This is a genomic window from Limnobacter sp. SAORIC-580 (assembly GCF_013004065.1).
In the GTDB taxonomy this organism is placed as follows: Bacteria; Pseudomonadota; Gammaproteobacteria; order Burkholderiales; family Burkholderiaceae_B; genus Limnobacter; species Limnobacter profundi.
In genome coordinates, this window is the sequence record NZ_CP053084.1 from 433,737 (window position 1) to 459,122 (window position 25,386).

General features: G+C 53.9%; 19 protein-coding genes. 13 read left to right on the plus strand and 6 right to left on the minus strand.

What is annotated here, in order from left to right:
* The first annotated feature begins 2 nt into the window (after positions 1–2).
* The 3 genes from HKT17_RS02045 to HKT17_RS02055 all read left to right on the plus strand — a co-directional run bounded on the left by HKT17_RS02045 (position 3) and on the right by HKT17_RS02055 (position 7,096).
* Positions 3–707, plus strand: coding sequence for a hypothetical protein (locus HKT17_RS02045; protein ID WP_171097435.1), 705 nt, complete (start codon positions 3–5; stop codon positions 705–707).
* Between the two features lie 144 nt (positions 708–851).
* Complete coding sequence (locus HKT17_RS02050; RefSeq protein WP_171097437.1) at positions 852–5,579, plus strand: glutamate synthase-related protein; 4,728 nt, start codon at positions 852–854, stop codon at positions 5,577–5,579.
* 29 nt (positions 5,580–5,608) lie between these two features.
* Positions 5,609–7,096: a glutamate synthase subunit beta gene (locus tag HKT17_RS02055; protein WP_171097439.1), complete on the plus strand. Its 1,488-nt coding sequence runs from the start codon at positions 5,609–5,611 to the stop codon at positions 7,094–7,096.
* Between the two features lie 122 nt (positions 7,097–7,218).
* Here HKT17_RS02055 and HKT17_RS02060 read toward each other — a convergent pair whose 3' ends face one another.
* Positions 7,219–8,115: a mechanosensitive ion channel family protein gene (locus HKT17_RS02060; protein WP_171097441.1), complete on the minus strand. Its 897-nt coding sequence runs from the start codon at positions 8,113–8,115 to the stop codon at positions 7,219–7,221.
* A gap of 123 nt (positions 8,116–8,238) precedes the next feature.
* Here HKT17_RS02060 and HKT17_RS02065 point away from each other — a divergent pair, with 123 nt between their 5' ends.
* Positions 8,239–8,862 carry a hypothetical protein gene (locus HKT17_RS02065; RefSeq protein WP_171097442.1) on the plus strand — a complete coding sequence of 208 codons (624 nt, stop codon included), beginning with the start codon at positions 8,239–8,241 and terminating at the stop codon, positions 8,860–8,862.
* Here the strand turns inward: HKT17_RS02065 and uvrA are convergent, their stop codons facing one another.
* Positions 8,863–11,745, minus strand: a complete 2,883-nt coding sequence (gene uvrA, locus HKT17_RS02070; protein WP_171097444.1) for an excinuclease ABC subunit UvrA — start codon at positions 11,743–11,745, stop codon at positions 8,863–8,865.
* A gap of 102 nt (positions 11,746–11,847) precedes the next feature.
* Here uvrA and HKT17_RS02075 point away from each other — a divergent pair, with 102 nt between their 5' ends.
* From HKT17_RS02075 to HKT17_RS02085, 3 genes are all read left to right on the plus strand, one after another.
* Complete coding sequence (locus HKT17_RS02075) at positions 11,848–13,128, plus strand: MFS transporter (RefSeq protein WP_171097446.1); 1,281 nt, start codon at positions 11,848–11,850, stop codon at positions 13,126–13,128.
* 94 nt (positions 13,129–13,222) lie between these two features.
* Positions 13,223–13,726 carry a single-stranded DNA-binding protein gene (gene ssb / locus HKT17_RS02080; protein WP_171097448.1) on the plus strand — a complete coding sequence of 168 codons (504 nt, stop codon included), beginning with the start codon at positions 13,223–13,225 and terminating at the stop codon, positions 13,724–13,726.
* Positions 13,727–13,852: 126 nt separating this feature from the next.
* The gene (locus HKT17_RS02085) at positions 13,853–14,278 is read left to right on the plus strand and encodes a hypothetical protein (protein ID WP_171097450.1); all 426 of its coding nucleotides are present in this window, start codon (positions 13,853–13,855) and stop codon (positions 14,276–14,278) included.
* Here HKT17_RS02085 and HKT17_RS02090 read toward each other — a convergent pair.
* Entirely contained in the window at positions 14,275–16,131 is a 1,857-nt protein-coding gene (locus HKT17_RS02090) for an ATP-binding response regulator (RefSeq protein ID WP_171097451.1), read from the minus strand. The two genes, HKT17_RS02085 and HKT17_RS02090, sit on opposite strands and share 4 nt — an antisense overlap.
* Positions 16,020–16,637, minus strand: a complete 618-nt coding sequence (locus HKT17_RS02095) for a response regulator transcription factor (RefSeq protein ID WP_171097453.1) — start codon at positions 16,635–16,637, stop codon at positions 16,020–16,022. Before HKT17_RS02095 ends, HKT17_RS02090 begins: the two co-directional genes overlap by 112 nt.
* Before the next feature lie 131 nt (positions 16,638–16,768).
* On the opposite strand from HKT17_RS02095, the gene HKT17_RS02100 reads away from it, so the two are divergent.
* Both HKT17_RS02100 and HKT17_RS02105 read left to right on the plus strand, forming a co-directional pair.
* Positions 16,769–17,428, plus strand: coding sequence for a fumarylacetoacetate hydrolase family protein (locus tag HKT17_RS02100; RefSeq protein ID WP_171097455.1), 660 nt, complete (start codon positions 16,769–16,771; stop codon positions 17,426–17,428).
* A gap of 4 nt (positions 17,429–17,432) precedes the next feature.
* A complete protein-coding gene (locus tag HKT17_RS02105; protein ID WP_171097456.1) occupies positions 17,433–17,933 on the plus strand; it encodes a DUF411 domain-containing protein in 501 nt (166 codons plus the stop codon).
* Here HKT17_RS02105 and HKT17_RS02110 read toward each other — a convergent pair.
* The gene (locus HKT17_RS02110) at positions 17,908–19,944 is read right to left on the minus strand and encodes an alpha/beta hydrolase (protein WP_171097458.1); all 2,037 of its coding nucleotides are present in this window, start codon (positions 19,942–19,944) and stop codon (positions 17,908–17,910) included. The genes HKT17_RS02105 and HKT17_RS02110 overlap by 26 nt on opposite strands.
* A 126-nt stretch (positions 19,945–20,070) precedes the next feature.
* On the minus strand, positions 20,071–21,102 hold the full coding sequence (locus HKT17_RS02115) for an AraC family transcriptional regulator (protein ID WP_171097460.1): 1,032 nt from the start codon (positions 21,100–21,102) through the stop codon (positions 20,071–20,073).
* Positions 21,103–21,217: 115 nt separating this feature from the next.
* On the opposite strand from HKT17_RS02115, the gene HKT17_RS02120 reads away from it, so the two are divergent.
* From HKT17_RS02120 to aspS, 4 genes are all read left to right on the plus strand, one after another.
* The gene (locus tag HKT17_RS02120; RefSeq protein WP_171097462.1) at positions 21,218–22,339 is read left to right on the plus strand and encodes a fatty acid desaturase; all 1,122 of its coding nucleotides are present in this window, start codon (positions 21,218–21,220) and stop codon (positions 22,337–22,339) included.
* Between the two features lie 222 nt (positions 22,340–22,561).
* The gene (locus HKT17_RS02125; protein WP_171097464.1) at positions 22,562–22,873 is read left to right on the plus strand and encodes an FmdB family zinc ribbon protein; all 312 of its coding nucleotides are present in this window, start codon (positions 22,562–22,564) and stop codon (positions 22,871–22,873) included.
* Entirely contained in the window at positions 22,863–23,564 is a 702-nt protein-coding gene (locus HKT17_RS02130; protein WP_008249509.1) for a DUF502 domain-containing protein, read from the plus strand. The genes HKT17_RS02125 and HKT17_RS02130 overlap by 11 nt, the downstream gene beginning before the upstream one ends.
* Complete coding sequence (gene aspS / locus HKT17_RS02135; RefSeq protein WP_171097466.1) at positions 23,561–25,366, plus strand: aspartate--tRNA ligase; 1,806 nt, start codon at positions 23,561–23,563, stop codon at positions 25,364–25,366. The genes HKT17_RS02130 and aspS overlap by 4 nt, the downstream gene beginning before the upstream one ends.
* The last annotated feature ends 20 nt before the right edge of the window (positions 25,367–25,386 follow it).

Consider the following 25,386-nt stretch of genomic DNA (forward strand, 5'->3'; position numbering starts at 1 on the left):
CCATGGCTCGCCAAGCCCGACTGTTTATTCCTGAATGTCCCATGGTGCTGGAGTTACAGGGCGTCGCCGGGCAGGACGTATTTAAAACCCGCGAGGCTTTTTCCCTGTTTCATGCCCAGTTGCCCCAAAGCGCTTCCGAAGAAGACGTGGCAATTCATGCATATTGCCAGGTGCCGTCAGGCGCATTGCTCATGATCAGCACTGCCCAGGCTGCCCAAGCCGGGCGTTTTGTACAAAACCTGAACCGGCATTTTTCGCCTGCTGTTCGGCAGGTGCAAGCAGTGCATTCCAGTGCGCTGTGGGAGCCCCGGTTTAAATCCACAGTGGTTCAGCCCGGTTTGCACAGCTTGAAAGCCTGCCTGTTTGTTGAGCAATTGGCCATGCGTGCGGCAGGTGCCCCTGATTTGGCTACTTATCCCTGGAGCAGTTTTGCTGCCCATGCCGGGGTGGTGAATGAAGCCTGGTTGGCAGATTTGCCGATTTACTGGCAATTGGGCAACACGCCCTTCGAGCGCCAAAGCCGCTACAGGCAGTTCAGTGAACAAGGTTTGGGCGAGCATGACACTTCGGGGCTTTTGCAGTGCTTGCAAAAAGGGTGGCTTTGGAGCGATGATTCTTTTTGCACGCAAATTCAAGAGCTTGCGAATCGACCGGTTCGCCCCCGACCGCGTGGGCGACCTGCCAAAGCAATCAAAAGCACAAATTAAGTGCATGTTATTTGGTGTGTCCCCAATTAAATGGCCCTGATTTCGATGGGGTGCATTAATTAGGGTCAGACCCCTTTTATTTTCCTTGAGAATCTTGCGGCAGTGCAGTAAAGTGACCCACGTACTGAAATCAGGGGCTTTTCCATGCAACACCAAGACATCAGAAAGATTGCCGAAGAAAAAGGCATGTACTCCGCCAGCAATGAACACGACGCCTGTGGCGTTGGCTTTGTGGCGCACATCAAAGGCAAGCGTACGCATGACATTATTGCGGGCGGCCTGAAAATTCTGGAAAACCTGGACCACCGTGGTGCCGTGGGTGCCGACCCATTGATGGGCGACGGTGCCGGTATCCTGATTCAGATTCCCGATGCCTTCTTCCGTGAAGAAATGGCCAAGCAGGGCGTAACACTGCCACCCGCCGGTGAATACGGCGTGGGTATGTTGTTCTTGCCCAAAGAAACAGCATCACGCATTGCCTGCGAGCAGGAAATTGAGCGCGCTGTGAAAGCCGAAGGCCAGGTACTGTTGGGCTGGCGCGATGTGCCGGTGAATGCAGACATGCCCATGAGCCCCACTGTTCGTTTGAAAGAACCCGTGATTCGCCAGGTGTTTGTAGGCCGTGGCCGCGACATCATGGTGACCGATGCGCTGGAACGCAAACTGTATGTGATTCGCAAGCGCGCAGTGCACGCCATCAAGAACCTGAACCTGGCGCACGGCACTGAATACTTCAGCCCTTCCATGAGCGCCCGTACTATTGTGTACAAAGGCCTGTTGTTGGCCAACCAGGTTGGCGAATACTACCTCGACCTGAAAGATGCGCGTTGCGTGTCTGCCTTGGCACTGGTTCACCAGCGCTTTTCAACCAACACCTTCCCCGAGTGGCCACTGGCTCACCCCTACCGCATGTTGGCGCACAACGGTGAAATCAACACCGTAAAAGGCAACTTCAACTGGATGCGCGCACGCGAAGGCGTGATGAAGAGCGCCGTGTTGGGCGACGATCTGCAAAAGCTGTACCCCCTGATTTTCGAAGGTCAATCCGACACAGCCTGTTTCGACAACTGTCTCGAGCTGCTGGTGATGGCGGGCTACCCGATTGCCCAAGCCATGATGATGATGGTGCCGGAAGCGTGGGAGCAGCACACCTTGATGGACGACAATCGCCGTGCCTTCTATGAGTACCATGCCGCCATGATGGAACCCTGGGACGGTCCTGCCGCCATGGCCTTCACCGATGGCAAGCAGATTGGTGCCACGCTTGACCGCAACGGCTTGCGCCCAGCGCGTTATATCGTGACCGAAGACGATTTGGTTGTGATGGCTTCTGAATCTGGCACATTGCCAATTCCAGAAAGCAAGATTGTGAAGAAGTGGCGCCTGCAGCCCGGCAAAATGTTCCTGATCGACATGGAAGCTGGCCGCATTATTAACGACGACGAGTTGAAGAACCAGCTTAGCGCCGCCAAGCCTTACAAGCAGTGGATTGATACCATTCGTGTGAAGCTGGATGAAGTGGAAGGGCAGCCTGAGCCCATCGAACCCAATGAAACTTTGCTGGATCGCCAGCAAGCATTTGGTTACACCCAGGAAGACCTCAAATTCCTGATGGCCCCCATGCTGCAAAGCGGGGAAGAGGCCACTGGTTCCATGGGCAACGACAGCCCATTGGCGGTGATGTCCAACAAGCTCAAGCCGCTGTACAACTACTTTAAGCAGTTGTTCGCGCAGGTGACCAACCCCCCGATCGACCCGATCCGTGAAAACCTGGTGATGAGCTTGAACAGCTTCATCGGTCCCAAGCCAAACCTGCTGGATTTGAACAATATCAACCCGCCCATGCGTCTTGAAGTGTCACAGCCTGTGCTCACTTCCAAAGACATGGCGAAGATTCGCAACATTGAAGCCTTCACTGGCGGCAAATTCACCAGCCACGAACTGAACATTTGTTACCCAGTGGCCTGGGGCAAGGAAGGCATTGAAGCGCGCATCGCTTCCCTGTGTGCCGAAGCCCGCGATGCCGTGAAACAGGGTGTGAACATTCTGATCATCACCGACCGCATGATGAGCCGTGACAACGTGGCCATTCCGGCATTGTTGGCCGTGTCTGCCATTCACCAGCATTTGGTGAAAGTGGGCTTGCGCACCTCCACCGGCCTGGTGGTTGAAACTGGGTCTGCCCGTGAAACCCACCATTTTGCTTTGTTGGCCGGTTACGGTGCTGAAGCAGTGCACCCCTACCTGGCCATGGAAACCATTGCTGACATGAGCAAAGGCTTGCCAGGTGACCTGAGCCCGGAAAAAGCGGTGTACAACTACATCAAGGCGGTGGGCAAGGGCTTGATGAAAGTGATGTCCAAGATGGGCATTTCTACCTACATGAGCTACACCGGCGCGCAAATTTTCGAAGCCGTGGGTTTGAACCAGGCATTTATCGATGCCTACTTTGCAGGCACCCCCACCAAGGTGGAAGGCATTGGCGTATTCGAGGTGGCCGAGGAAGCCATTCGTGTACACCAGGCTGCATTCAGCCCAGACCCCGTGTTGGCAGGTGCTCTGGATGCGGGTGGTGAATACGCCTGGCGTACCCGTGGTGAAGAACACATGTGGACCCCCGATGCAATTGCGAAATTGCAGCACGCCACCCGTTCCGGCACTTACAACACTTACAAGGAATACGCGCAGATCATCAATGATCAAAGCAAGCGCCACATGACCTTGCGTGGCTTGTTCGAGTTCAAGATCGATCCTTCCAAAGCCATTCCAATTGAAGAAGTGGAAGCCGCTGAAGAAATCGTGAAGCGATTTGCAACCGGTGCCATGTCACTGGGTTCCATCTCGACTGAGGCGCATTCAACACTGGCAGTTGCCATGAACCGCATTGGCGGCAAGAGCAACACCGGTGAAGGCGGTGAGGATGAAAAGCGTTACAGCGCTGAGTTGCGTGCCGGCCTTGACAAGTTTGGCCCGGGCACTGGCCCCATTGGCGAAGGCGCCACGCTCAAGAGTGAACTGGGCGATGTCGTGGTTGCCGACTTCCCCTTGAAGAAAGGCGATTCACTGCGCTCACGCATCAAGCAGGTGGCTTCAGGCCGTTTCGGCGTAACTGCCGAGTACCTGACTTCCGCTGATCAAATCCAGATCAAAATGGCGCAAGGTGCCAAGCCTGGTGAGGGTGGTCAGTTGCCCGGTGGCAAGGTGTCTGAGTACATCGGCAAACTGCGTTACTCCGTGCCTGGCGTGGGTCTGATTTCCCCACCCCCGCACCACGACATTTACTCCATTGAAGATTTGGCCCAGCTTATTCACGACCTGAAAAACGTGAACGCACAGGCCTCCATTTCTGTGAAGCTGGTGTCTGAAGTCGGCGTGGGCACGATTGCAGCAGGTGTGTCCAAAGCCAAGGCCGATCACCTGGTGATCGCCGGTCAAGATGGTGGTACAGGCGCATCGCCCGTGTCTTCAATCAAGCATGCCGGTACCAACTGGGAACTGGGCTTGGCTGAAACACAGCAAACTTTGGTGTTGAACGGTTTGCGTGGTCGTATCCGTGTGCAGGTCGATGGTCAAATGAAAACAGGCCGCGACGTGGTCATTGGTGCCATGTTGGGTGCAGATGAATTCGGTTTTGCAACTGCACCGTTGGTGGTTGAAGGCTGCATCATGATGCGCAAGTGTCACTTGAACACTTGCCCCGTGGGCGTGGCCACACAGAACCCCGAACTTCGCAAGAAGTTCACCGGCAAGCCAGAACATGTGGTGAACTACTTCTTCTTCGTGGCCAATGAAGTGCGCGAAATCATGGCGCAGTTGGGCATTCGCAAGTTTGACGACCTGATTGGTCGCGCGAACCTGCTGGACATGAAAAAAGGCATTACTCACTGGAAAGCCAAGGGTCTGGACTTCAGCCGCTTGCTGTGGGTACCGGAAGGCACTACAGAGCCGCTGTTGCATACTGGCAGCCAGGACCACGGATTGGACAAGGCGCTGGATCAGAAACTGATTCAACTGGCCAAGCCAGCCTTGGACAAAGGCGAGCGTGTTTCTTTCATCACACCGATCAAGAACGTGAACCGCACTGCGGGTGCCATGTTGTCCGGCGAGGTGGCCAAGAAGTACGGTCACGCAGGCTTGCCAGACGACACCATCCACATTCAGTTCACCGGCACTGCGGGTCAATCCTTCGGCGCATTCCTGGCCCACGGTGTAACCGCGGACCTGGTGGGTGAGGGCAACGACTACGTGGGCAAGGGTTTGAGTGGCGGTCGAATCATTGTTCGCCCCACCAACGACTTCCGTGGTTTGTCTGAAGAAAACATGATTGTGGGCAACACCGTGTTGTACGGCGCAATTGCTGGTGAAGCATTCCTGAGCGGTGTGGCTGGCGAACGTTTCGCAGTTCGCAATTCAGGCGCGGCCGCTGTGATTGAAGGCACTGGTGACCACGGTTGCGAATACATGACTGGCGGTACTGTGGTTGTGCTGGGTGAAACCGGCCGCAACTTTGCAGCGGGCATGAGCGGCGGTATGGCGTATGTGTACGACATCGACGGCCTGTTTGCCAAGCGTTGCAACATGGCGCAGGTTGAGCTGGAAGAAGTGGTGCCCGCAACCGAACAGGAAGCCTTGGGCAATCGCGAAATTTGGCACAGCCCCGCACGTGGTGCGGACCGTCAGCCCGATGAAGTGATTCTGAAGAGCCTGATCGAACGCCATGCCCGTTACACCGGCAGCGAACGTGCCAAGGAAATTCTTGAAAACTGGGGCACTGAGCGCAAGAAGTTCGTGAAAGTATTCCCGACAGAATACCGACGCGCCCTGAAAGAACTGTACGTGGCAGCGCAGGCCAAACCTGCCGTGGCTGCTTGAGAACCAACCTGTTAGTGAGGATTTGAAAAATGGGAAAGGTCACAGGATTTATGGAGTTTGAGCGTTTGAAGGAAGCCAGCGAGGCTCCCGAAAAGCGCGTCAAGCACTACAAAGAATTTGTTATTACATTGAACGACGACGAAGCCAAAATTCAGGGTGCACGTTGCATGGACTGCGGTATTCCGTTTTGTAACAACGGCTGCCCGGTCAACAACATCATCCCCGACTTCAATGATCTGGTTTACAAGCAAGACTGGAAGGCGGCTTTGCACACCCTGCACAGCACCAACAACTTCCCGGAATTTACGGGCCGCATTTGCCCGGCTCCCTGTGAAGCGGCTTGCACACTGGGTATTCACGAAGAACCCGTAGGCATCAAGAGTATTGAGCACGCAATTATCGACAAAGGCTGGGAAAACAACTGGGTAGTGCCCCAGGTGCCCGCCCAGAAAACCGGCAAGAAAGTGGCTGTGGTGGGTTCAGGCCCCGCAGGCATGGCCGCTGCACAGCAGCTGGCGCGTGTGGGTCACGATGTTACTGTGTTTGAAAAGAACGACCGCATTGGTGGTTTGCTGCGCTATGGCATCCCCGACTTCAAGATGGAGAAGTTCCACATTGATCGTCGCGTCGAGCAAATGCAGGCCGAAGGTGTCACCTTCAAAACCGGCGTGTTCGTGGGCGAAAAATTGGCCGAGGGTGGCATCACCAACCTGGCCAAGGAAACCGTTACACCGAAAGAATTGATGGCACAGTTTGACGCCGTTATTTTGACAGGTGGTTCAGAAGTACCGCGCGACTTGCCAATTCCTGGCCGCCAATTGAAAGGCGTTCACTTTGCAATGGAATTCTTGCCACTGCAAAACCGTGTGAATGCGGGTGACAAGTTGAAAGACCAAATCATGGCCACGAAGAAAAGCGTGCTCGTGATTGGTGGTGGCGACACTGGCTCCGATTGCGTGGGTACATCCAACCGCCACGGTGCCAAGCAGGTTACGCAAATTGAATTGATGCCCCAGCCACCCGAAGAGGAAAACAAGCCTTTGGTGTGGCCATACTGGCCCATGAAAATGCGCACTTCTTCTTCACACGAAGAAGGCGTGGCACGCGACTGGGCAGTGACCACCAAAGAATTCATCGACGATGGCAAAGGCAATGTGAAAGCAGCCAAGTGCGCGAAAGTTGAATGGGTAAAAGACGAAGCCACCGGCCAAATGAAAATGCAGGAAATTGCAGGTTCCGAGTTCGTGGTCGATGCGGACCTGGTGCTGTTTGCCATGGGCTTTACCAACCCTGCGAAAAGTATTTTGGATGCTTTCGGTGTTGAGAAAGACAACCGCGGCAATGCCAAAGCCACCACCGATGGTGATGGCTGCTACCGCACCAATGTGGACAAGGTATTTGCTGCGGGCGACATGCGCCGTGGTCAATCTTTGGTGGTGTGGGCGATTCGTGAAGGTCGCCAGGCGGCACGTGAAGTGGACGAGTTCCTGATGGGCGCTACTGTACTGCCGCGTTAATCGGAATTTACCAAGTCATAAAATAAGTCGTAAAAAAGCCGCTGGTTTCGACCAGCGGCTTTTTTGTTGTGCATCGGTGGGTTGTGTCGGCGCAGCACACAAACCTCACCCTGCTCTGAAACTCAGCTCGACGAAATCTGCGCTGGCAGATCCACAGCACTTCCACCACTTGGACACATGGTCACGTGAGGGAATGGAATTTCAATGCCAACATTGTCAAACGCCGCTTTAATGCGCTTGTTGTACTCACGGCGCACGCCCCATTGCTCGCCTGGCAGCGTTTTAAATCGCACGCGAACAATCACGGCTGAATCGGCAAGTTCTTGCACACCAAAGGTCGACATGGGTTCGGTAATCTTCGCTCCCCACTCTTTGTCTTCCGCCAATTCAGTGCCCACTTTTTGCATCACCTGAATGGCTACGTCGACTTCCTCTTTGTAGGCGATGCCGACATCAACAACTGCATAGGCAAAGTCCATGGTGGAGTTGGTCACCGAATCAATCTGACCGTTTGGAACAAAATGCACATTGCCGTGTGCGTCACGCAAACGCACATACCGCAGGGTTACATTTTCGACCGTGCCGCTCTTGCCACCCACTTCAATGAAGTCGCCGGCGCGAATCTGGTTTTCAATCAGCAGCACAATACCGGTGAAGTAATCTTTCACCAAACTTTGTGCGCCAAAACCAACGGCCAAACCCACCACACCGGCAGCGGCCAGCACAGGGGCAATGGATATACCAATGGTGCCCAAGGCAATCAAAGCACCGAGCAGCAAAATGACCACATTGGCCACGTATTTCAGCACGCGCATCAGGGTTTCGATTCGTTTTTGATCATCCAGCGTTTTGCTGCGTGCCTGCATGCGCATACCCACGCGATCGATTGCTGTTTTTACCAAGCGCAACACAATCAGGGCAACCACGATGACTAGAAAAAATTTTGCGGCTTGCAAACCAAGGTCCAGCAGCTTGGCTGGTTCGATGTATTTGAATAGGGTTTCGAGTTGTTCGTTCATGGTGCTCCCACTGCTAAAAAGAGCCACCTATTGTACATGACTGAAAAAATGACCCGGTTTCAGCCCGGAACTCTCGCCATGATGTAGCTACTCAGTAGTCCTTCAAACGTGCAGCCAACAGTCATGAGACCACCTTCATTTAACCTAAGCCTTGATGTGCCTGTACCTAGCCTTGTGCGCACCAGCCATGGTTTGCCCGTCGACCCACAAGTCTTGAACAAACAGCCGCCAGCCATTAGCGCTGCCTTGGCTGAAATTTTGAACACGCCCGATGCAGGCAAATTACTGTTGGGTTTGAATGAACTGTTTGGCAGTGCCAGCGAGTATGCAATCGGAGGAAGTGTCGCCTTGGCGCTTCATCATCGATCGATTACAGACTCAACCGCACGTAGACCCAATGATCTGGATGTGGTGGTTAGCCCCTCTGCCATGGATCGTCTGTCCGATCTTGATCACCAGGGCTTGAGTCAACTCGGGTTTAAATCCAAGCCTGGCAACACCGAAAGCCTGAGCTGGGCAGGGCAGGGGCATGAATCACTGGTAGTGGATGTAGTGCCCGCCAAGAATAGCGTAGCTGGTCGGGGTTTTGAACACCGGCAGATGCACGGAGGAGTCAATGTCATTGCGCTTCAAGCGCTGGTCGACAACTTAACCTACAGGGTACAAAGCGAACCGCTCAACGACAGGGCCCGCGGTGATCTCGCCCGTGGAATTGATTTGTTGAATGTAAACAAAGCGCGCGTTTAACTACAAGCCGTTGGCGCGTTGTGCTTTGTCAGACTCGTCGTTGTAAAAGCGGGCCAAAAATTTTCCGGTGTGGCTGTTTGCATTTTTTGCAATGTCCATGGGTGTGCCCTCAGCAATCAGCATGCCGCCGTTATCGCCACCTTCTGGGCCCATGTCCAGCACCCAGTCTGCGCATTTAATCACGTCAAGGTTGTGCTCAATCACCAGCACGGTATTGCCTTGTTCAACCAGCGGGTTCAATACTTTCAGCAACATGGCAATGTCATGAAAGTGCAGGCCAGTGGTGGGCTCATCCAGTATGTACAAGGTTTTGCCGGTGTCGCGTTTTGAAAGCTCAAGCGACAACTTTACCCGCTGTGCTTCGCCGCCCGACAGCGTGGTGGCCGATTGCCCAAGGCGAATATAACCAAGACCCACATCAATCAGGGTTTGTAGTTTGCGTGCAATATTGGGTACAGCCGCGAACACTTCCAACGCCTGTTCAACTGTTAATTCCAGTACCTCGGCAATGCTTTTTCCACGGTACAAAATTTCAAGTGTTTCACGGTTGTAACGCTTGCCGTGGCACACGTCGCAAGGCACATACAAGTCGGGCAAAAAGTGCATTTCCACTTTCACCACACCATCGCCCTGGCAGGCTTCACAGCGCCCACCTTTTACGTTGAATGAAAAGCGGCCCACATCGTAACCGCGCTCGCGCGAGGCGGGCACGCCTGCGAACAATTCACGAATGGGCGTGAACAAACCCGTGTAGGTTGCCGGGTTGCTTCGGGGTGTGCGGCCAATCGGGCTTTGGTCGACTGCAATGACTTTGTCGAAATGTTCAAGCCCGCTGATGTGGCTGTGTGGTGCGCCTTCCTTGTGCGCACGGTTCAACTGGTGTGCGGCTTCGGCCAGTAAAGTGTCGTTGATCAGGGTTGATTTGCCTGAACCTGAAACACCCGTCACGCATACAAACAAGCCCACGGGAACGCTGGCGGTAACGTCTTTCAAATTGTTGCCAGTGGCATTGTGAATGGTCAGCATGCGCGCCGGGTCGGGCAAGCGCAGTGGGCTTAGGCGTTCAATTTTCCGCTTGCCATTCAGGTACTGGCCAGTCAGCGATTCCGGGCTGGCCAGAATTTCAGCAGGTGTGCCTTGTGCAACCACCTGGCCACCGTGTTCGCCGGCGCCAGGACCCATGTCCACCACATAATCGGCGCAGCGAATGGCGTCTTCATCGTGTTCAACCACCAGTACAGTGTTGCCCAAATTTTTCAGACGCAACAGGGTTTGTATCAGGCGATCGTTGTCGCGCTGGTGCAAACCAATCGAGGGCTCGTCCAGCACATACATCACGCCGGTAAGCCCGGAACCAATCTGGCTGGCCAGCCGTATGCGCTGGCTTTCACCGCCGCTTAGCGTATCTGCACTTCTGTTCAGCGTTAAATAGTTCAAGCCCACGTCGTTCAAAAACTGCAAACGCGCCTTGATCTCCACCACAATTTTTTCTGCAATTTGCCCTTTGGCACCCTGCATTTGCATGGCTTCAAAATAACTCAGTGCTTTGTGAATGGGCAGCTCAGTGACCTGGTGCAAGGCCTTGCGGTGTTCGTGTTCGCCAATGAACACATGACGAGCGCCGGTTTTCAGGCGTGAGCCTTGGCAGGCTTGGCAACTTCGCACCGCCATCAGCTTGCCCAGTTCATCGCGTACCGCAGAAGAGTCGGTGTCGCGGTGGCGGCGTGTGAGGTTGGGCAAAATGCCTTCAAAGGCATGGGTTTTGGCCACCGGTTTGCTGCGTTCACTCAAATAGGTGAACGTAATTTGCTCGCTGCCAGAACCATACAACACCACCTGCTGCACATCTTCTGGCAACTCGTTCCAGGGCGATTCCGGGTCGAAGCCATAATGCGCAGCCAGGCTTTGAATCATTTGGTAGTACAAGGCATTGCGGCGATCCCAGCCGCTGATTGCGCCCGCAGCCAGCGATATATCGGGGTGGGCCACCACGCGCAAAGGGTCGAAAAAGGTTTCATGGCCCAGGCCATCGCACACCGGGCAGGCGCCAGCCGGGTTGTTGAACGAGAACAAGCGGGGTTCCAGTTCGGTCAGGCTGTAGTCGCACACCGGGCAGGCAAATTTGCTGGAAAACACGGTTTCAGTGTTCGTGTCCAGGTTCACTGCGATGGCTTTGCCATCGCTTAGCCGCAGTGCAGTCTCGAAACTTTCCGCCAGGCGCTGGCGGGCATCCACGCGCACTTTCAGGCGATCAACCACCACGTCCAGATTGTGCTTGTGGTGTTTGTCCAGCGGCGGGAGTTTGTCCAGTTCCAGAATTTCGGGCGCGTCTTGTGGACCCTTTTTCAGGCGAATGCGCACGAAGCCCTGCGCGCGCAGGTCGTTGAGCAAATCCACATGTTCGCCTTTTCGCTGGTTCAACACCGGCGCAAGAATCATGATGCGCGCTTCCTCGGGCCAGCTCAGTACGGTGTCCACCATCTCTGAAACTGTCTGCACACTCAGTTCAAGGTCATGTTCAGGGCAACGGGGTGTGCCGGCACGGGCAAACAGCAAGCGCAGGTAGTCGTGAATTTCAGTCACTGTGCCCACGGTGGAGCGCGGGTTGTGGCTGGTGGCTTTTTGTTCAATGGAAATGGCGGGGGACAGCCCCTCGATCAAATCCACATCGGGTTTTTCCATCAATTGCAAGAACTGGCGGGCGTATGCCGACAAACTTTCCACGTAACGGCGTTGTCCTTCGGCATACAAGGTGTCGAAGGCCAGGCTGGATTTGCCCGAGCCAGACAGCCCGGTCAGCACCACAAGCGAGTCGCGGGGCAGGTCGAGCGAAATGTTTTTCAGGTTGTGGGTTCTAGCGCCACGAATGCGTATGGAGTTCATGCGGTACAACAAATGGAATCAGCGGCCAACCTGATACTATAGACGGTTTCCCGGAACAAGACATCTGCAAGGGTTGTTCAAGCCCTTGAATTTCAATCACACATGAGCCGCAAGACCGTGAGCCATACCGCAGCCCCCGATGCTTTCAAAATGCTGCCCGCCGAGCGCAAAGCGGCCGGGTGGCTGGCCAGCATCTACGCGTTGCGCATGTTCGGCATGTTCATGATTTTGCCCGTGTTCTCCTTGCATGCTGCAGGTATGCCTGGTGGGGACAATTTAAGCTTGGTGGGCCTGGCCATGGGTATTTATGGCCTTGCACAGGCTTGTATGCAAATTCCCTTGGGTTGGGCCTCAGACAAACTGGGCAGAAAGCCCATTATTATCGGTGGCCTGTTGTTGTTTGCTGCTGGTTGCTGGTTGGGCTATGTGGCCGAAACAGTAGAGCAGCTTGTGTGGGCGCGCGCCTTGCAGGGCGCTGGTGCCATTTCGGCAGCCCTGTCGGCCTTGCTGGCCGATGTAACCCGCGATGAGGTGCGCTCCAAAGGCATGGCCATGATTGGTGCCTCCATTGGCGTTACTTTTGCTTTGTCGCTTGTGTTTTCGCCGGTGTTGTACAAGTTTTTTGGCTTAAGCGGGCTGTTTGCCATGACCGGTGTGCTGAGTATTCTGGGCATTGGTGTGGTGATTTGGCTGTTGCCCACCCCCAATTTGGCCGATCAGGAAGCCAAGCTCAAGGGCAGTTTTGCCGATGGCTGGGCCGTGCTTACCCAGCCCGATTTGCTGCGCTTGAACCTGGGTATTTTTACCCTGCATTTAACGCAAATGTCCCTTTTTGTGGTGGTCCCCAGCCTGCTGCTCAGCAGTCTTGAATTGCCACTGGCTGAACACTGGAAGGTGTATTTGCCGGTGGTATTGGGCTCGTTCGTGCTGATGGTGCCACTGATGGTGTGGGCCGAGAAAAAAGCGAAAACCAAGCAGGTGAAACTGGGTTCAATCGGCCTGATGGGTGCGGTGCTTTTGGGTTTCGTGTTGTTTTCAAACCAAGGCTGGGCGCTGGTTGTGCTGTTACTTGCCTACTTTGTGGGCTTTAATTTGCTTGAGGCTACCCTTCCCTCGTGGGTGTCACGAGTGGCACCCCTCAGTCACCGGGGTTTGGCTTTGGGTGTATATAATACTTCTCAGGCATTGGGGCTTTTTGCAGGTGGCGCTTTGGGCGGGCTTGTGTTTCGCCACCTGGGCGCGCAAGGTGTGTTTGAATGTGTGTTGTTTCTGGTGGTTGCGTGGTTTTTGTTGGCCATGGGTATTAAAGCCTTGCCCCCACGCGCAGCCACGGTGGCCGCAGTTCAGGTACCTGCTGATGGCTCAACAAGTCCACTTGCTTAGTCACACTTGGCAAACTCAACTCAGCGCGGCAATAAGTAGTCTCGCTCAAATGCATTTCAATACGTATTCAAGAATTTAAGGAGCAATTCATTCCATGGCCTCAGTAAACAAAGTAATTCTGGTTGGTAATTTGGGCAAAGACCCCGACGTGCGCTACCTGCCCGATGGCGGTGCTGTAGTGAACCTGGCCTTGGCCACGTCGAGCAGCTGGAAAGACAAAAACACGGGTGAAAAGCGCGAAGAAACTGAATGGCACCGTGTTGTAATTTATGGCCGCCTGGCGGAAATTGCAGGCGAGTACTGCAAGAAAGGCCGCTCGGTGTATATCGAGGGCCGTCTGAAAACACGCAAGTGGCAAGACCAGTCGGGCGTGGATAAATACACCACTGAAATTATTGCAGATCAGATGCAATTGCTGGGTGGTCGTGAGGGCGGTGGTGGCGGCGGTGGTTCATCCATGGGGGCAGGCGATGATTTTGATCAGTCGCCAGCGCCTAGCCGCAACTCGGGTGGCAGCAGCATGCGTTCATCTGCACCTGCACCGCAGCGCTCAGCCCCACAAAGCGTGGCCGATCTGGATGATGACATTCCGTTCTGATTGTTGTTTTGCAGTAACTCCAAAAGCCTGTCTCCTTTTTGGGTACAGGCTTTTTTTGATTCCGGCTTGCTCTACCCAGTAAGCCTCAGTATGCTGATTGCAATAAGTAACGTTGCAGGGGGCTACATGAATTACAGGGTCGTTTTGCTGAGTGTGTTCTCGATAGCTTTTTCTGCCGCCGTTCATGCGGACACCGCATTGCCTCAGGAGCACCCGCTGGTGGGCTTGTGGCGAATCAATCTGCCTGAACAAAACTGCGCTGAAATCTACGACATTCGTACCGATGGCACCACCCAAATTCTGAGCGGCGGGCAGGTGGTGCAAACCCGGTATGACATCAGCTTGCGGCCAAATGCGCAGGGCTTCTACACTTGGGTCGACACGGTGGTGCAGGTGAACGACCAACCCGATTGCATGGGTCACAAAGTGCCGAATGGCAATGTGGCGACCAATTACATCGTGATGCATGCCACGGGCTCCAAATTCATGATGTGCCAGAAGGCTGAGCTTGACACCTGCTTTGGTCCTTTTTTGAAAGAGGCAGGTATCTAGGGTTTACCAAGCAAGTGTGTCAGCAAGGTTCTCAACTTGGCCGCACTCAGTGGTTTGTGAACCAATGGGAATCCTGATGACCGAGCCTCGCGAATGCGGTCGGGCTCGGTGTCACCAGTCAGAATGGCGGCGGGCACTGTGCCCCAGCGGGCCTGAATGGCTTTAATGGCCTGAACACCCGTTTCATCGTGTCGAAGGCGATAGTCGGCCACGATCACATCGGGTACAAACCCACTCATCTGCATCAGTTCGAGTGCTTCCTGTGCGGATTCAGCGGTAACCGCGGCGCAGTCCCAACGTTCCAGCATTTCGGCAACACCCACTCTCAAATTCGGATCGTCATCGATAAACAGCACAGTTTTGTCTCGCAACCCCTGGTTTGGGCTTGGCTGTACAAGTTGGTCGGGTGTTTCGGTTTGAATTTTTCCGAGGGGTACCGTGACTGAAAACACAGAGCCGCGACCCACAGTGGAATTCAGCCTGATGGGGTGTCCCAGCAAACCCGCCAGGCTGCTGGCAATGTACAAACCCAGGCCTAGTCCTTTCTCGCGATCTCGCTCGGGGTTGTCCAGTTGCACGAATTCCTTGAAAACCTTTTCGCGTGCCTTGTCTGGAATTCCGATGCCTGTGTCATGAACCTCAATCCGGACATCGCTTTCCTGTCTTCGGCACCCAATCAATACACTTCCAGCTGGCGTGTATTTGATCGCGTTGGACACAAAGTTGCGCAGTATTCGTTCAAGCAAGTTGGGGTCGCTATGCACACAAAGCCTGCTTTCTACAAAACGAATGGAAATACCCTTGCGGTCTGCCTGCGCACAAAAATCGGTGTGAAGTACATCAAAAATCGCTTGAATCGGAAAATGTTTTTTGTCCGGAGTAATTGCCGCTGCATCAATTTTCGAAAAATCGAGCAAGGCATTCAATAAGGTTTCAAGTCCTCGACCGGCAGCACGAATACGGTTCAGCATCACAGTGGCTGGCGTGTCTTTCAAATCTTGATCCAGAACATCAACAAACAGTTCAATGGCCTGCACTGGTTGCCGAAGGTCATGGCTTGCTGCGGCTAAAAACCGTGTTTTGGCCAGGCTTGCCTGCTCAACAGCCTCTTTTTGATGGGTTAGTGCCACCACAAGGTCGGCGTTTTGGAACCGCAGTCGCATGGTTTCAAGCAAGTTTCCTTGCAGGTTGCGACCATACAGAATATTCACCAACATGAAGGTGAGTGAAAGGGTGCCAAGAACGATGTGAAAACCATCCAGCTCGGCGAAGCAGCGCAAGGCGAACGGGCTTACAGCAGGCACTGCAAAGGCAATGTAAGCTGGAAGGTGGCAGCTGTGGGATGAAACCGCACCCGCAGTCATGCCGCCCAAAACAATGACCAGCGTCATGAGCACCAGTGGCGTGTCTTCAAAAAACAGAACACCCATGCTTCCCCACAGCAGTCCTGCCAACGCGGTGAGTGCTGTAGCCACGTGTATCCAGCGATTGGCGTCATAATCGGTGCCCAGTCGCATAAAGTATTGACGAATTTTCCAGCGTGCAAGGCACAACAGGTAGACCAGCGCCGTCCAACCAAGAAGTACGGAATGCGCAACTTCATTCCAAAGAATCACGGCGACGCCCGTGGCAGAAACCAGGCTGCCGATCAGCACGAATGGCAGGTGTTCAAAAAGCAGGCGTGTCTGTTCTTTAAGAATGAGTGGTTTGTACTGATCGTCGTTGATGTTCAACGCGGCGGTCACAGCAAACCCTTGCGTTTGGCCAATATGGCTGCTTCGGTTCTTGATTTCGCGCCCAAGGCTCGAAATACGCTGGCCACGTGGCAACGCACTGTGTTCTCGCTCATGCACAGTGTGCGTCCAATTTCCTTGTTGGAGTGTCCTTCGCACAACTGGGCCAACACCTCGATCTGCCGCGGCGTGAGGTGATAGGTTTGATCCAGCCGAATGCCATCTCCTTGTGAGTTGCTGATCTCAGGGGGTATGTGGTGTTCGCCGTTGATCACTTTTCTGAGACCATTCAGCATGTCTTCCGCGCTGCCGGATTTCGAGACAAAGCCTTGGGCGCCACTGCGTATTCCCTCTGCAATTGCGCGTTGGTCTGCAACGCCGGAAATCAAGGTGATTGGGCTGGTGGGGAAAGCCCCCTTTAATGCATGCAGACCCTCCAGTCCTTGAAGGCCTGGTAACTGCATGTCCAGTAAAACAAGATCAAATTCGGTGATTTGCTTGGCGATTTCTATTGCATCCTGAACAGTACCGCATTCGTGAATGTCAACAGTTTGGTCAAGCCTCAGTAATATGTGGCGTAACCCTTCGCGAAACAGCAAATGATCGTCAACAACAAGTAATTTCATGCGGTGAGTTCGATTTTTTTTGATGGTGACAAATTCAGGTACCTTGCGCAACTGAAATCGTCTCGTCCTTATGGACGAGACTTTGTCTTGATGCACAATTGCAAGACAATCGCTTTAAACAGGACACTTCCATGCCTCACATTGCCTTGTTGGCCCAGCAAACCAAAGCAGTACAGGTTCGTAATATTTTCTGCATCGGCCGAAATTATGCTGCGCACATTGCCGAGTTGGGCAATCGCCCCGAAGAAGATCCGGTGGTGTTTATCAAACCCACCTCGGCTTTGCATACGCCGGGAACACCCATTGTTTTGCCTGCGCATTCCGGCGATGTTCACTACGAGGCCGAGTTGGTGTTGCTGGTGGGGCAAGGCGGGAAAAATATTGCCGAGGACAAGGCATTGAAACACATTGCTGGCTATGGCCTGGGCTTGGACTTGACTGCGCGAGACCTGCAAACCAAAGCCAAGCAGGGCGGCTTGCCCTGGGCTGTGGCCAAGGGTTTTGACTGTGCGGCCACAGTGACGCAGTTTGTGCCCGCTGAACACATTGAACGCCCGCACAATATTGAGTTTCAAATGCATTTGAACGGGCAAATTCGCCAACATGGCGATGTCCGAAAAATGCTGTTTCCCATTCCGTTTATCGTGCGTTATTTAAGCCAGGTGTTTACCTTGCAGGAAGGTGATCTTGTTTTCACCGGAACTCCCGAGGGTGTTGGGGCTCTAAAAAGCGGCGATCAACTTCGTTTGGTGCTTCCAGGTTTGATTGATACTGAATTCAAAGTGAGTTGATTCAATGAAAAATTTTCGAACGAATTATTGGCTGGGCGCTTTGCTGGTGGCTTGCTCGGGCGTGATCGCGGCTTGCGGTGACAAGCCGGCTGATGTGGCTCAGCAAGGAGACAGTTTCGTCGAGGTGTGGAAAACGCCCACCTGTGGTTGTTGCTCGGAGTGGGTTGAGCACCTGGAGGAGAACGGCTTCACCGTGAAGGTGAATGATGTTCAAAACACGGACTCTTTCAGGGCGGCTTTGGGCATGCCACAGCAGTACGGGAGTTGCCACAGTGCCAAAGTGGCAGGCTATGCCATCGAGGGTCATGTGCCCGCTGACGATATCAAGAAATTGTTGACCGAAAAGCCCGCCAATGTGGTGGGCCTGTCGGTGCCAGCCATGCCCATGGGTTCTCCTGGCATGGAACACCCTGATTACCCCAGCAAACGGGCTGAATACAATGTGTTGCTGGTGAGCAAACAGGGTGAAATCAGCTCATTTACACATTATGAGGCTCGCCCTTAGCACCCCGCTTGCGTTTGAATGCCAGCAAGCAGAGTGCCAACGCCGTCAGCCCCGGCAGTGTGGTTGAGCCACCTCCCCCTGAAGCACTGTCCGCGTTTACTGTGTTTCCTGAACCTTCGTTGGGGGTTACTACCACAGGTGTTCCAGTGTCAGAGTCGGAAAGCTGAAGCTCACCTGCCAGTGCCTGAAATTGAAAATCGGTCAGCTGTAGTTGGGTAGGGCCAACATGAATCAATTCCAGAGTGGCCAAATGCTCAAAATCAACGCCTTGAAAGCTGGCCAGCGGCAGGCGAATCATGTTCAACAAGGTTTTCGCACCTTCGGTGTTCAGCGGGTCTCCAGGCGGCAAATACAGAGCGTTTGAATAGCTGGCGACATCGACTACAGTGCTTTGTCCAAAGGTGTCGGTGAGCATGGCACGCATGTTGGGAGCCGTTGTCAGCGGATTGTTCTCGGCAGCCTTCACTGGTACGCCAACCCTGAATGTCAGGCTGTCATAAGGGGTCACGTCCAGATCATTCAGCTGGGTTTTGAAGCGTGATTCACTGTTGTCAGATTCCAGATAAAGCTGGCCACTGGTGGCCCAGGTGCGCAGGCTTGGACAGCCAGTCGAGTTCACGGTGCCCGATTCATTGCGGGTTGAGCAAAACTCAAAACGATCCGTGTCACTGGTGCTGTTTGCGCCGCCCAGCTGGTTGTTTGTCAATGATGTGGCAGTGCCTGTGTTGTCAATTTCAAGGCGTTGTTCCTTGGGTGTTTGTATGGTCAAGTGCACACGTTCATCACACCGTTGCCCCGCGTTGGCCGAACCCACAGGGCAGGCGTCTGCAGGCAGGCTGGCCATGCCTGACCAGTAGGGCGAGAATTGCGTTTCATTGCCCAAGAAAAGACGAAAGAAAGAAGACATCAAGAATTCGCCATGTCGACGTTGGTCAATCGGGCTGTCACGTCCACTCGTTTCAGCAGCACTGTCGCACCAAGAGTCACTGTTGGAATAATCATCCCCAGACCATGTGGTGTTGTAGAAATTGTGGTTTGCGCCCATTGTGACGAGTTGAAACTTTCGACTGGGTGTGGTTTCCTCCAGATTGCGGCTTTCGTCATACATGAATGCGCCTTGCAGGTTGGAAACATCCCCGTCGCAATAGGGCAGTAATACCGCAAAAGTGGCGTTGGGCGCGGTGATGATGTCGAAGTTGGTCGGGGCCAGGGCAAACACAGCGCTGATATTGTGTGGCTGGTTGAATGCGCTGCCAGCTGGCGTTACTTCACCTACTTCCAGCGTGGGGCCACGTGCCTGGTTCACACTGAGTGAATGCGTTACGCCTTGCCCGCCGCGGGAATGGCCCATCAGGCCCACCTTGCCCATGTCGATTTTGCCCCGCAAACTGGCCAGCAGGTAGGGTTCGTCCAGTTTGCTGTAAAAGCCCGTCCGGTTGATTTCTCGCAGAATATCGAGGTGGTGCAAAATTAATTCGGATCGTGCCTGAACCCCTGCATCTCCAGCCAGGTCTTTGTCGTTCACATCGTTGGCATTGATGGAGACCACCACATATCCGTGTGCAGCCAAATTTCTGGCCATGTAATCGTAGCCTTTGTAGCTGTCCACCGATTTCACCACGTTCAGTGGTTGGCCGAGTACGCTGGGCAGTTCAAGATCGCATTCGCCAGTACTCAAAAATTCGGTTCCCAAATAGCTGCAGGTTACGTGGCGGCCATGCAAATAAAGCACCACTGGAAAGGGTCCATCTCCGTCCAGTGGGTAGCGCACCAGTGCATTCACGTCTGCGTTGTAAGCAATGCCTTCGGGGTCGGTGACGATGATCTGTGAAGATCGATAATCCAGGGGTTCTGAAACACGTGCTGCTCCGGCTTGGTCGCGCACGCTGGGTGAGATGTCCTGCTGTTGCAAATTGCTGCTTGCTGCACCAAATGCAATCAGCCCACCCAGTGCAAAGGGCAAAACAAGTGCGCAGGAGAGAAAGAATCGTGTAGGTTTATTACTTAGCATTGCACCAACTCCAATCAAAAGTAATCAAGTTGCCGTCGGTAAGACTTGGCATGAATCAGATTTACTTTTGTTGCAGTGCAAAACCTGTGCCCTGTTGTTAGGTGTGAACCTCTATAAAGTCAAGCACTAGGCCCCGCGAATGTCGCTGGGGCTTTTGCCAAACCAGCGTTTGCAGGCTCGGCTAAAGGCTGATGCGTCAGAGAAACCCAGGTCGAGTGCAATTGCGGTGAGCGAATCCTGACTTTGCTTGAGGCGACGCGTGGCCTCGCTTTGCCTGATTTCGTCCACAATGCTTGCCAGGTTGGTGCCTTCGTCAGCCAGTTTGCGTTGCAGGTTTCGGGCACTCATGTTCATGTAGGCGGCAGCTTCTTCAATGCTGGGAGCGCCTTGTGTCAAATGGTTGACCACCCAGGTACGTACTTTTTTACTCACGCTGCTTGCTGGCTTTAACCTTTCAATGGCAGCCTGGCTTGCTTGGTCCAGGTGCTCGGCGATCAGCGGGTTGGCGCCTTTCAACCGAGTGCGCACCATGGAAAGTTCGTAAACAATTCGCATGGTGTTGCAGCCAAATTCCAGCGGGGCTGCAAAGCTTTTCTCGAAAAAGTCCAGATTGCGCACCTGCGGCGCCGGGCGGCTTAGTTCAACCCGTTGTGGCACCAGGCTTGGGTCGCCCAGGCCTTTGCCTGCATTGGCCAGCAGGCACAAAAAACCATCGGTCGATTGATGGGCAGGGTGTGCGCCCTCCCTTAATTTCAACTCAACAATAAATTCATCGTGAGTACTCAAAAGCTCAATCTCGCTGGCGTCGGTCACAAGGTCTACGAACCGGCGCATGCGGCCAAAAGCCTGTTCCAGGGTTTCGCTGGCCATGACACTTAAGCCCACAGCATGAAAGGTGGCCGGTGTAATGTGCCGAATGGCCTTGATACCCAGGGTTTCGTCGCCAGTGGCAGCCACTGCTTTTTGCCACAGCAGGGTTGTTTGGGGTACGGGGTAGCGCGCTTCAGGTGCGTCCAGCAGGGCAAAGTCCAGCCCGGCCTCGTTGAACAAGGCGCGTGCATCACAGCCTTGGTGTTCAAGTTCGCGGGCAAGGCCACGCATCCAACTGGCCAGGGCCGTTGGGGTGTTGCTGGTAGGGTTGGACGCTTTGTTGTTCATTGCTTCTTTATTTTGGCGCCGAAGGTCATGGGCTTGTCGTCTCGGAACAAGCTTTACTGGTGAACTCCAAGCATACTTCAATCACCAAAAGCCAAAAACATAAAGAGGCAACAGTATGTCAAGTTTGAGTGAAAAACTGATGGGGCAAGCGGCAAAAGCCGATGGCGCGTCACGCATCAAGCAGAACAATATCAATGCGCTGGATCAGAAACGCATTGCTGCCATTAAAACTGCGGTGCTCGCTGAAGGCGATAGAATTCGCGCCAAGTACCCGATTTTGAAGCACCAAGACCTGATCGGTATGGCCATTCTGCTGTTTTCCATGGCAGGCGCAGTACTGACCGGTTGGGCTTACGTGGAAGGTGTGCTGGCCTGGTATGTAACCATCCCTGTGATCGCCATTTTCCTGAGCTTCACGCATGAACTGGAACATGACCTGATCCATTACATGTACTTCCGTAAAAACAAGTTCATGCACAACCTGATGATGGCCCTGGTGTGGATTTGCCGCCCCAGCACCATCAATCCCTGGGCGCGTCGCCACTTGCATTTGCATCACCACAAGCATTCCGGCACAGAAACCGATCTGGAAGAGCGCGCCATTACCAACGGCGAGCGTTTTACGCCCCTGCGTTTGTTGATGATGTTCGATCTGGAATTGAGCGTGGTGCTGCGTATTTTCAAGATTCCCAAAAACCGTCGCATGAAAGCGTTGATGATGGGTGCTGCCGGCAACTTCCCCTTGGCCTCTGCTTTCTACATTGGATGGCACGCTTATGTGGCTTACTGGGCAGTGGAAGCTGCAGCCTGGGCAGTAGGTTACAGCGTGCCTTGGCCCGCGTTTGTAACACCTGAGCTGGTGGCCACCGCCAATACTGTGGCTGTGCTGATTTTTGCACCCAACCTGTTGCGTTCATTCAGCATCAACTTCATCAGTTCGAACATGCATTACTTCGGCGACATTGAAGACGGCAACTTTGTGCAGCAGTGTCAAGTCTTGAACAGCAAGTGGTTCATCATTCCCCACCTGTTCTGTTTCAACTTCGGTTCAACACACGGCATTCATCACTTTGTAGTGCGTGATCCGTTCTACATTCGTCAAATGACCGCCAAGAAGGCGCACGAAGTGATGCGTGCGAACGGTGTGCGGTTCAATGACCTGGGCACCTTCAAGCGGGCTAATCGCTGGTCAGCCAAGGAGCAGGGTCAACAGGAGGCAGGATACCAGGCCGCTTAAGAGCCTGTTGATCCAAAACCGCTCTTTGCTAGAGAGAGGGCGGCGTAGTTCTAGTGTCATTGGCTGAATTCTTCAATGGGGCAGCCTACTCCGTCGACACGAAGGGCGCTTTTCGAAAGGAAAGCGCTCTTTTTTTGTCGTTGAAATTCAGGATGTTGGAGTTCTTAAGCCTTCCATCTTATAATGGGGAGTTTTTCGTTTGTATTTGCAGGTGTAGCGGAAATGCCTATTTATGCGTATCGCTGTGAAGCGTGTGGCTTCGAAAAAGACGTGTTGCAAAAACTGAGCGATGCCCCTTTGACCCAGTGTCCAAGTTGTGGGCAGGCCAGCTTTGCAAAGCAGGTAACTGCGGCGGGCTTTCAATTGAAAGGCTCGGGTTGGTATGTCACTGATTTCCGGGGCGGTGGCGGTGCATCGTCGGCCGCTGGTTCGACTGCTTCGTCCACTTCGGAAAAGCCGGCAGCAGGTGCAGCCACTGTGGCGCCAAGCGCAAGCCCACCTTCAACCACGGCGCCAAGTACCGATGCCAGCTAAGTCTACAGCCAAGTCATCGGCCAAGTTGCCTGAACGGGTCTTGAACTCGGACATCATCAAGAAATACCTGCTGACGGGTTTGTTGATCTGGGTGCCTTTGGGTATCACCTTGTGGGTATTGGCCTTGGTGGTGGGTTTGATGGACCAAACCCTGATGTTGTTGCCCGATGCGCTGCACCCCCGGGTGTGGCTGGGTGTGCATATTCCCGGGCTGGGTGTTATTTTGACCCTTGCTGTGTTGTTGGGCACGGGGGTGTTGGCGGCCAATTATTTCGGGGCTTGGTTATTCAAGGCCGGTGACTGGGTGCTGTCACGCATTCCCTTGTTCAAAATTGTGTACAACAGCGTCAAGCAGGTGTCCGATACGCTGTTAAGCTCATCTGGCAAAGCGTTCACACGTTCGGTGTTGGTGCCCTATCCACACCCCGGGGTGTGGGCCTTGGGTTTTGTGACCGGAACCCCGCCGCCCAGCTTGCTGGAAAACCTGAATGATCAGGGTCCGCTGGTGTCGGTTTACGTGCCCACATCGCCTAGCCCGGCTTCGGGATACGTGATCATGGTTCCAGAGAAATTATTGCGTCCGTCCGGTTTGTCTGTGGACGAGGCCTTGAAGTACATTGTGTCCTTGGGGGTGGTGACACCTTCTGATGACGTGTTGGATCAACCCATTAAACAAGACTTACATTCATGAAAATGCGTACTGACTATTGTGGCAATGTGTCACAGGCCTACTTGGGCCAAACCATTGCCCTGTGCGGCTGGGTGCAACGTCGCCGTGACCACGGTGGTGTTATTTTTATCGACCTTCGCGACCGAGAAGGTTTGGTGCAGGTGGTGTGCGACCCCGACCTGGCCGATGTATTTGCTACCGCCGAAACCTTGCGCAATGAATTTTGTGTGCGTGTGGAAGGCCTGGTGCGTGCCCGCCCATCGGGTACTGAAAACAGCAACCTGAAAAGCGGTGCTGTGGAAGTACTGTGCAAGGGGCTTGAAATTCTGAATGCCTCGGTCACACCCCCTTTCCAGCTGGACGATGAAAACCTGTCTGAAACCACACGCCTGACTCACCGGGTTCTGGATTTGCGCCGTCCGCAAATGCAGAAGAACCTGATGCTGCGCTACAAAGTGGCCATGGCTATTCGCAACCACCTGGATGCACAGGGTTTCGTAGACATTGAAACGCCCATGCTGACCAAGAGCACGCCGGAAGGCGCACGCGATTACCTCGTGCCCTCCCGTGTGCATGCGGGCGAGTTTTTCGCCCTGCCGCAGTCACCCCAGTTGTTCAAACAAATGCTGATGGTGGCTGGTTATGATCGTTATTACCAAATCACCAAGTGTTTCCGCGATGAAGACCTGCGCGCAGATCGCCAACCTGAATTCACCCAGGTGGACATTGAAACCTCGTTCCTTGGTGAGCAGGAAATTCGTGACCTGTTCGAGGACATGATCCGCAAGGTGTTCAAGCAAACCATGGATGTGGAATTGCAAAACCCCTTCCCCGTGATGCCCTACAGCGAGGCCATGGCGCGTTTTGGTTCAGACAAGCCCGACCTGCGCGTGAAGATGGAGTTCACTGAACTCACCGACATCATGAAGGACGTGGATTTCAAGGTGTTCTCTGGCCCAGCCAACATGGACAATGGCCGTGTAGTGGCGCTGCGTGTGCCTGGTGGTGCTGAAATTCCACGTTCGGAAATTGACAACTACACCAAGTTTGTGGGTATTTACGGCGCCAAGGGGCTGGCCTGGATCAAGGTGAACGAGTTAGCCAAGGGGCGAGATGGTTTGCAGTCGCCCATCGTGAAGAACATTCACGACACTGCCCTGAATGAACTGCTCAAGCGCAGTGGTGCGGCCGATGGCGACATTCTGTTCTTCGGTGCTGACAAGGCCAAGGTGGTGAATGACGCCATGGGTGCTTTGCGCCTGAAGATCGGCCACAGCGAATTTGGTCAGAAAGCAGGTTTGGTGCAAGGCAAGTGGGAACCACTGTGGGTGATCGACTTCCCGATGTTTGAACTGGATGAAGAAGCCGGTCGCTGGGTGGCTTGCCACCACCCTTTCACCAGCCCCAAAGACGGCCACGAAGACTACCTGACCTCAGATCCTGGCAAATGTATTGCCAAGGCTTACGACATGGTCTTGAACGGCTGGGAGTTGGGCGGTGGTTCCGTGCGTATTCACAAAGAAAAAGTACAAAGCAAAGTGTTCCGTGCCTTGAACATTTCTGAAGAAGAAGCGGCTGCCAAGTTCGGTTTCTTGCTGGATGCCCTGCAATATGGTGCGCCACCCCATGGTGGTTTGGCTTTTGGCCTGGACCGCATTGTGACCATGATGAGTGGTGCAGAGAGCATTCGCGACGTAATCGCCTTCCCGAAAACACAGCGTGCGCAGTGCTTGTTGACCCAGGCTCCAAGCCCTGTAGACGAAAAGCAGTTGCGTGAGTTGCATATTCGTTTGCGGCAGACCGAACCCAAAAACGTGGCTTGACCACCTAGGGCGGCGCAGTT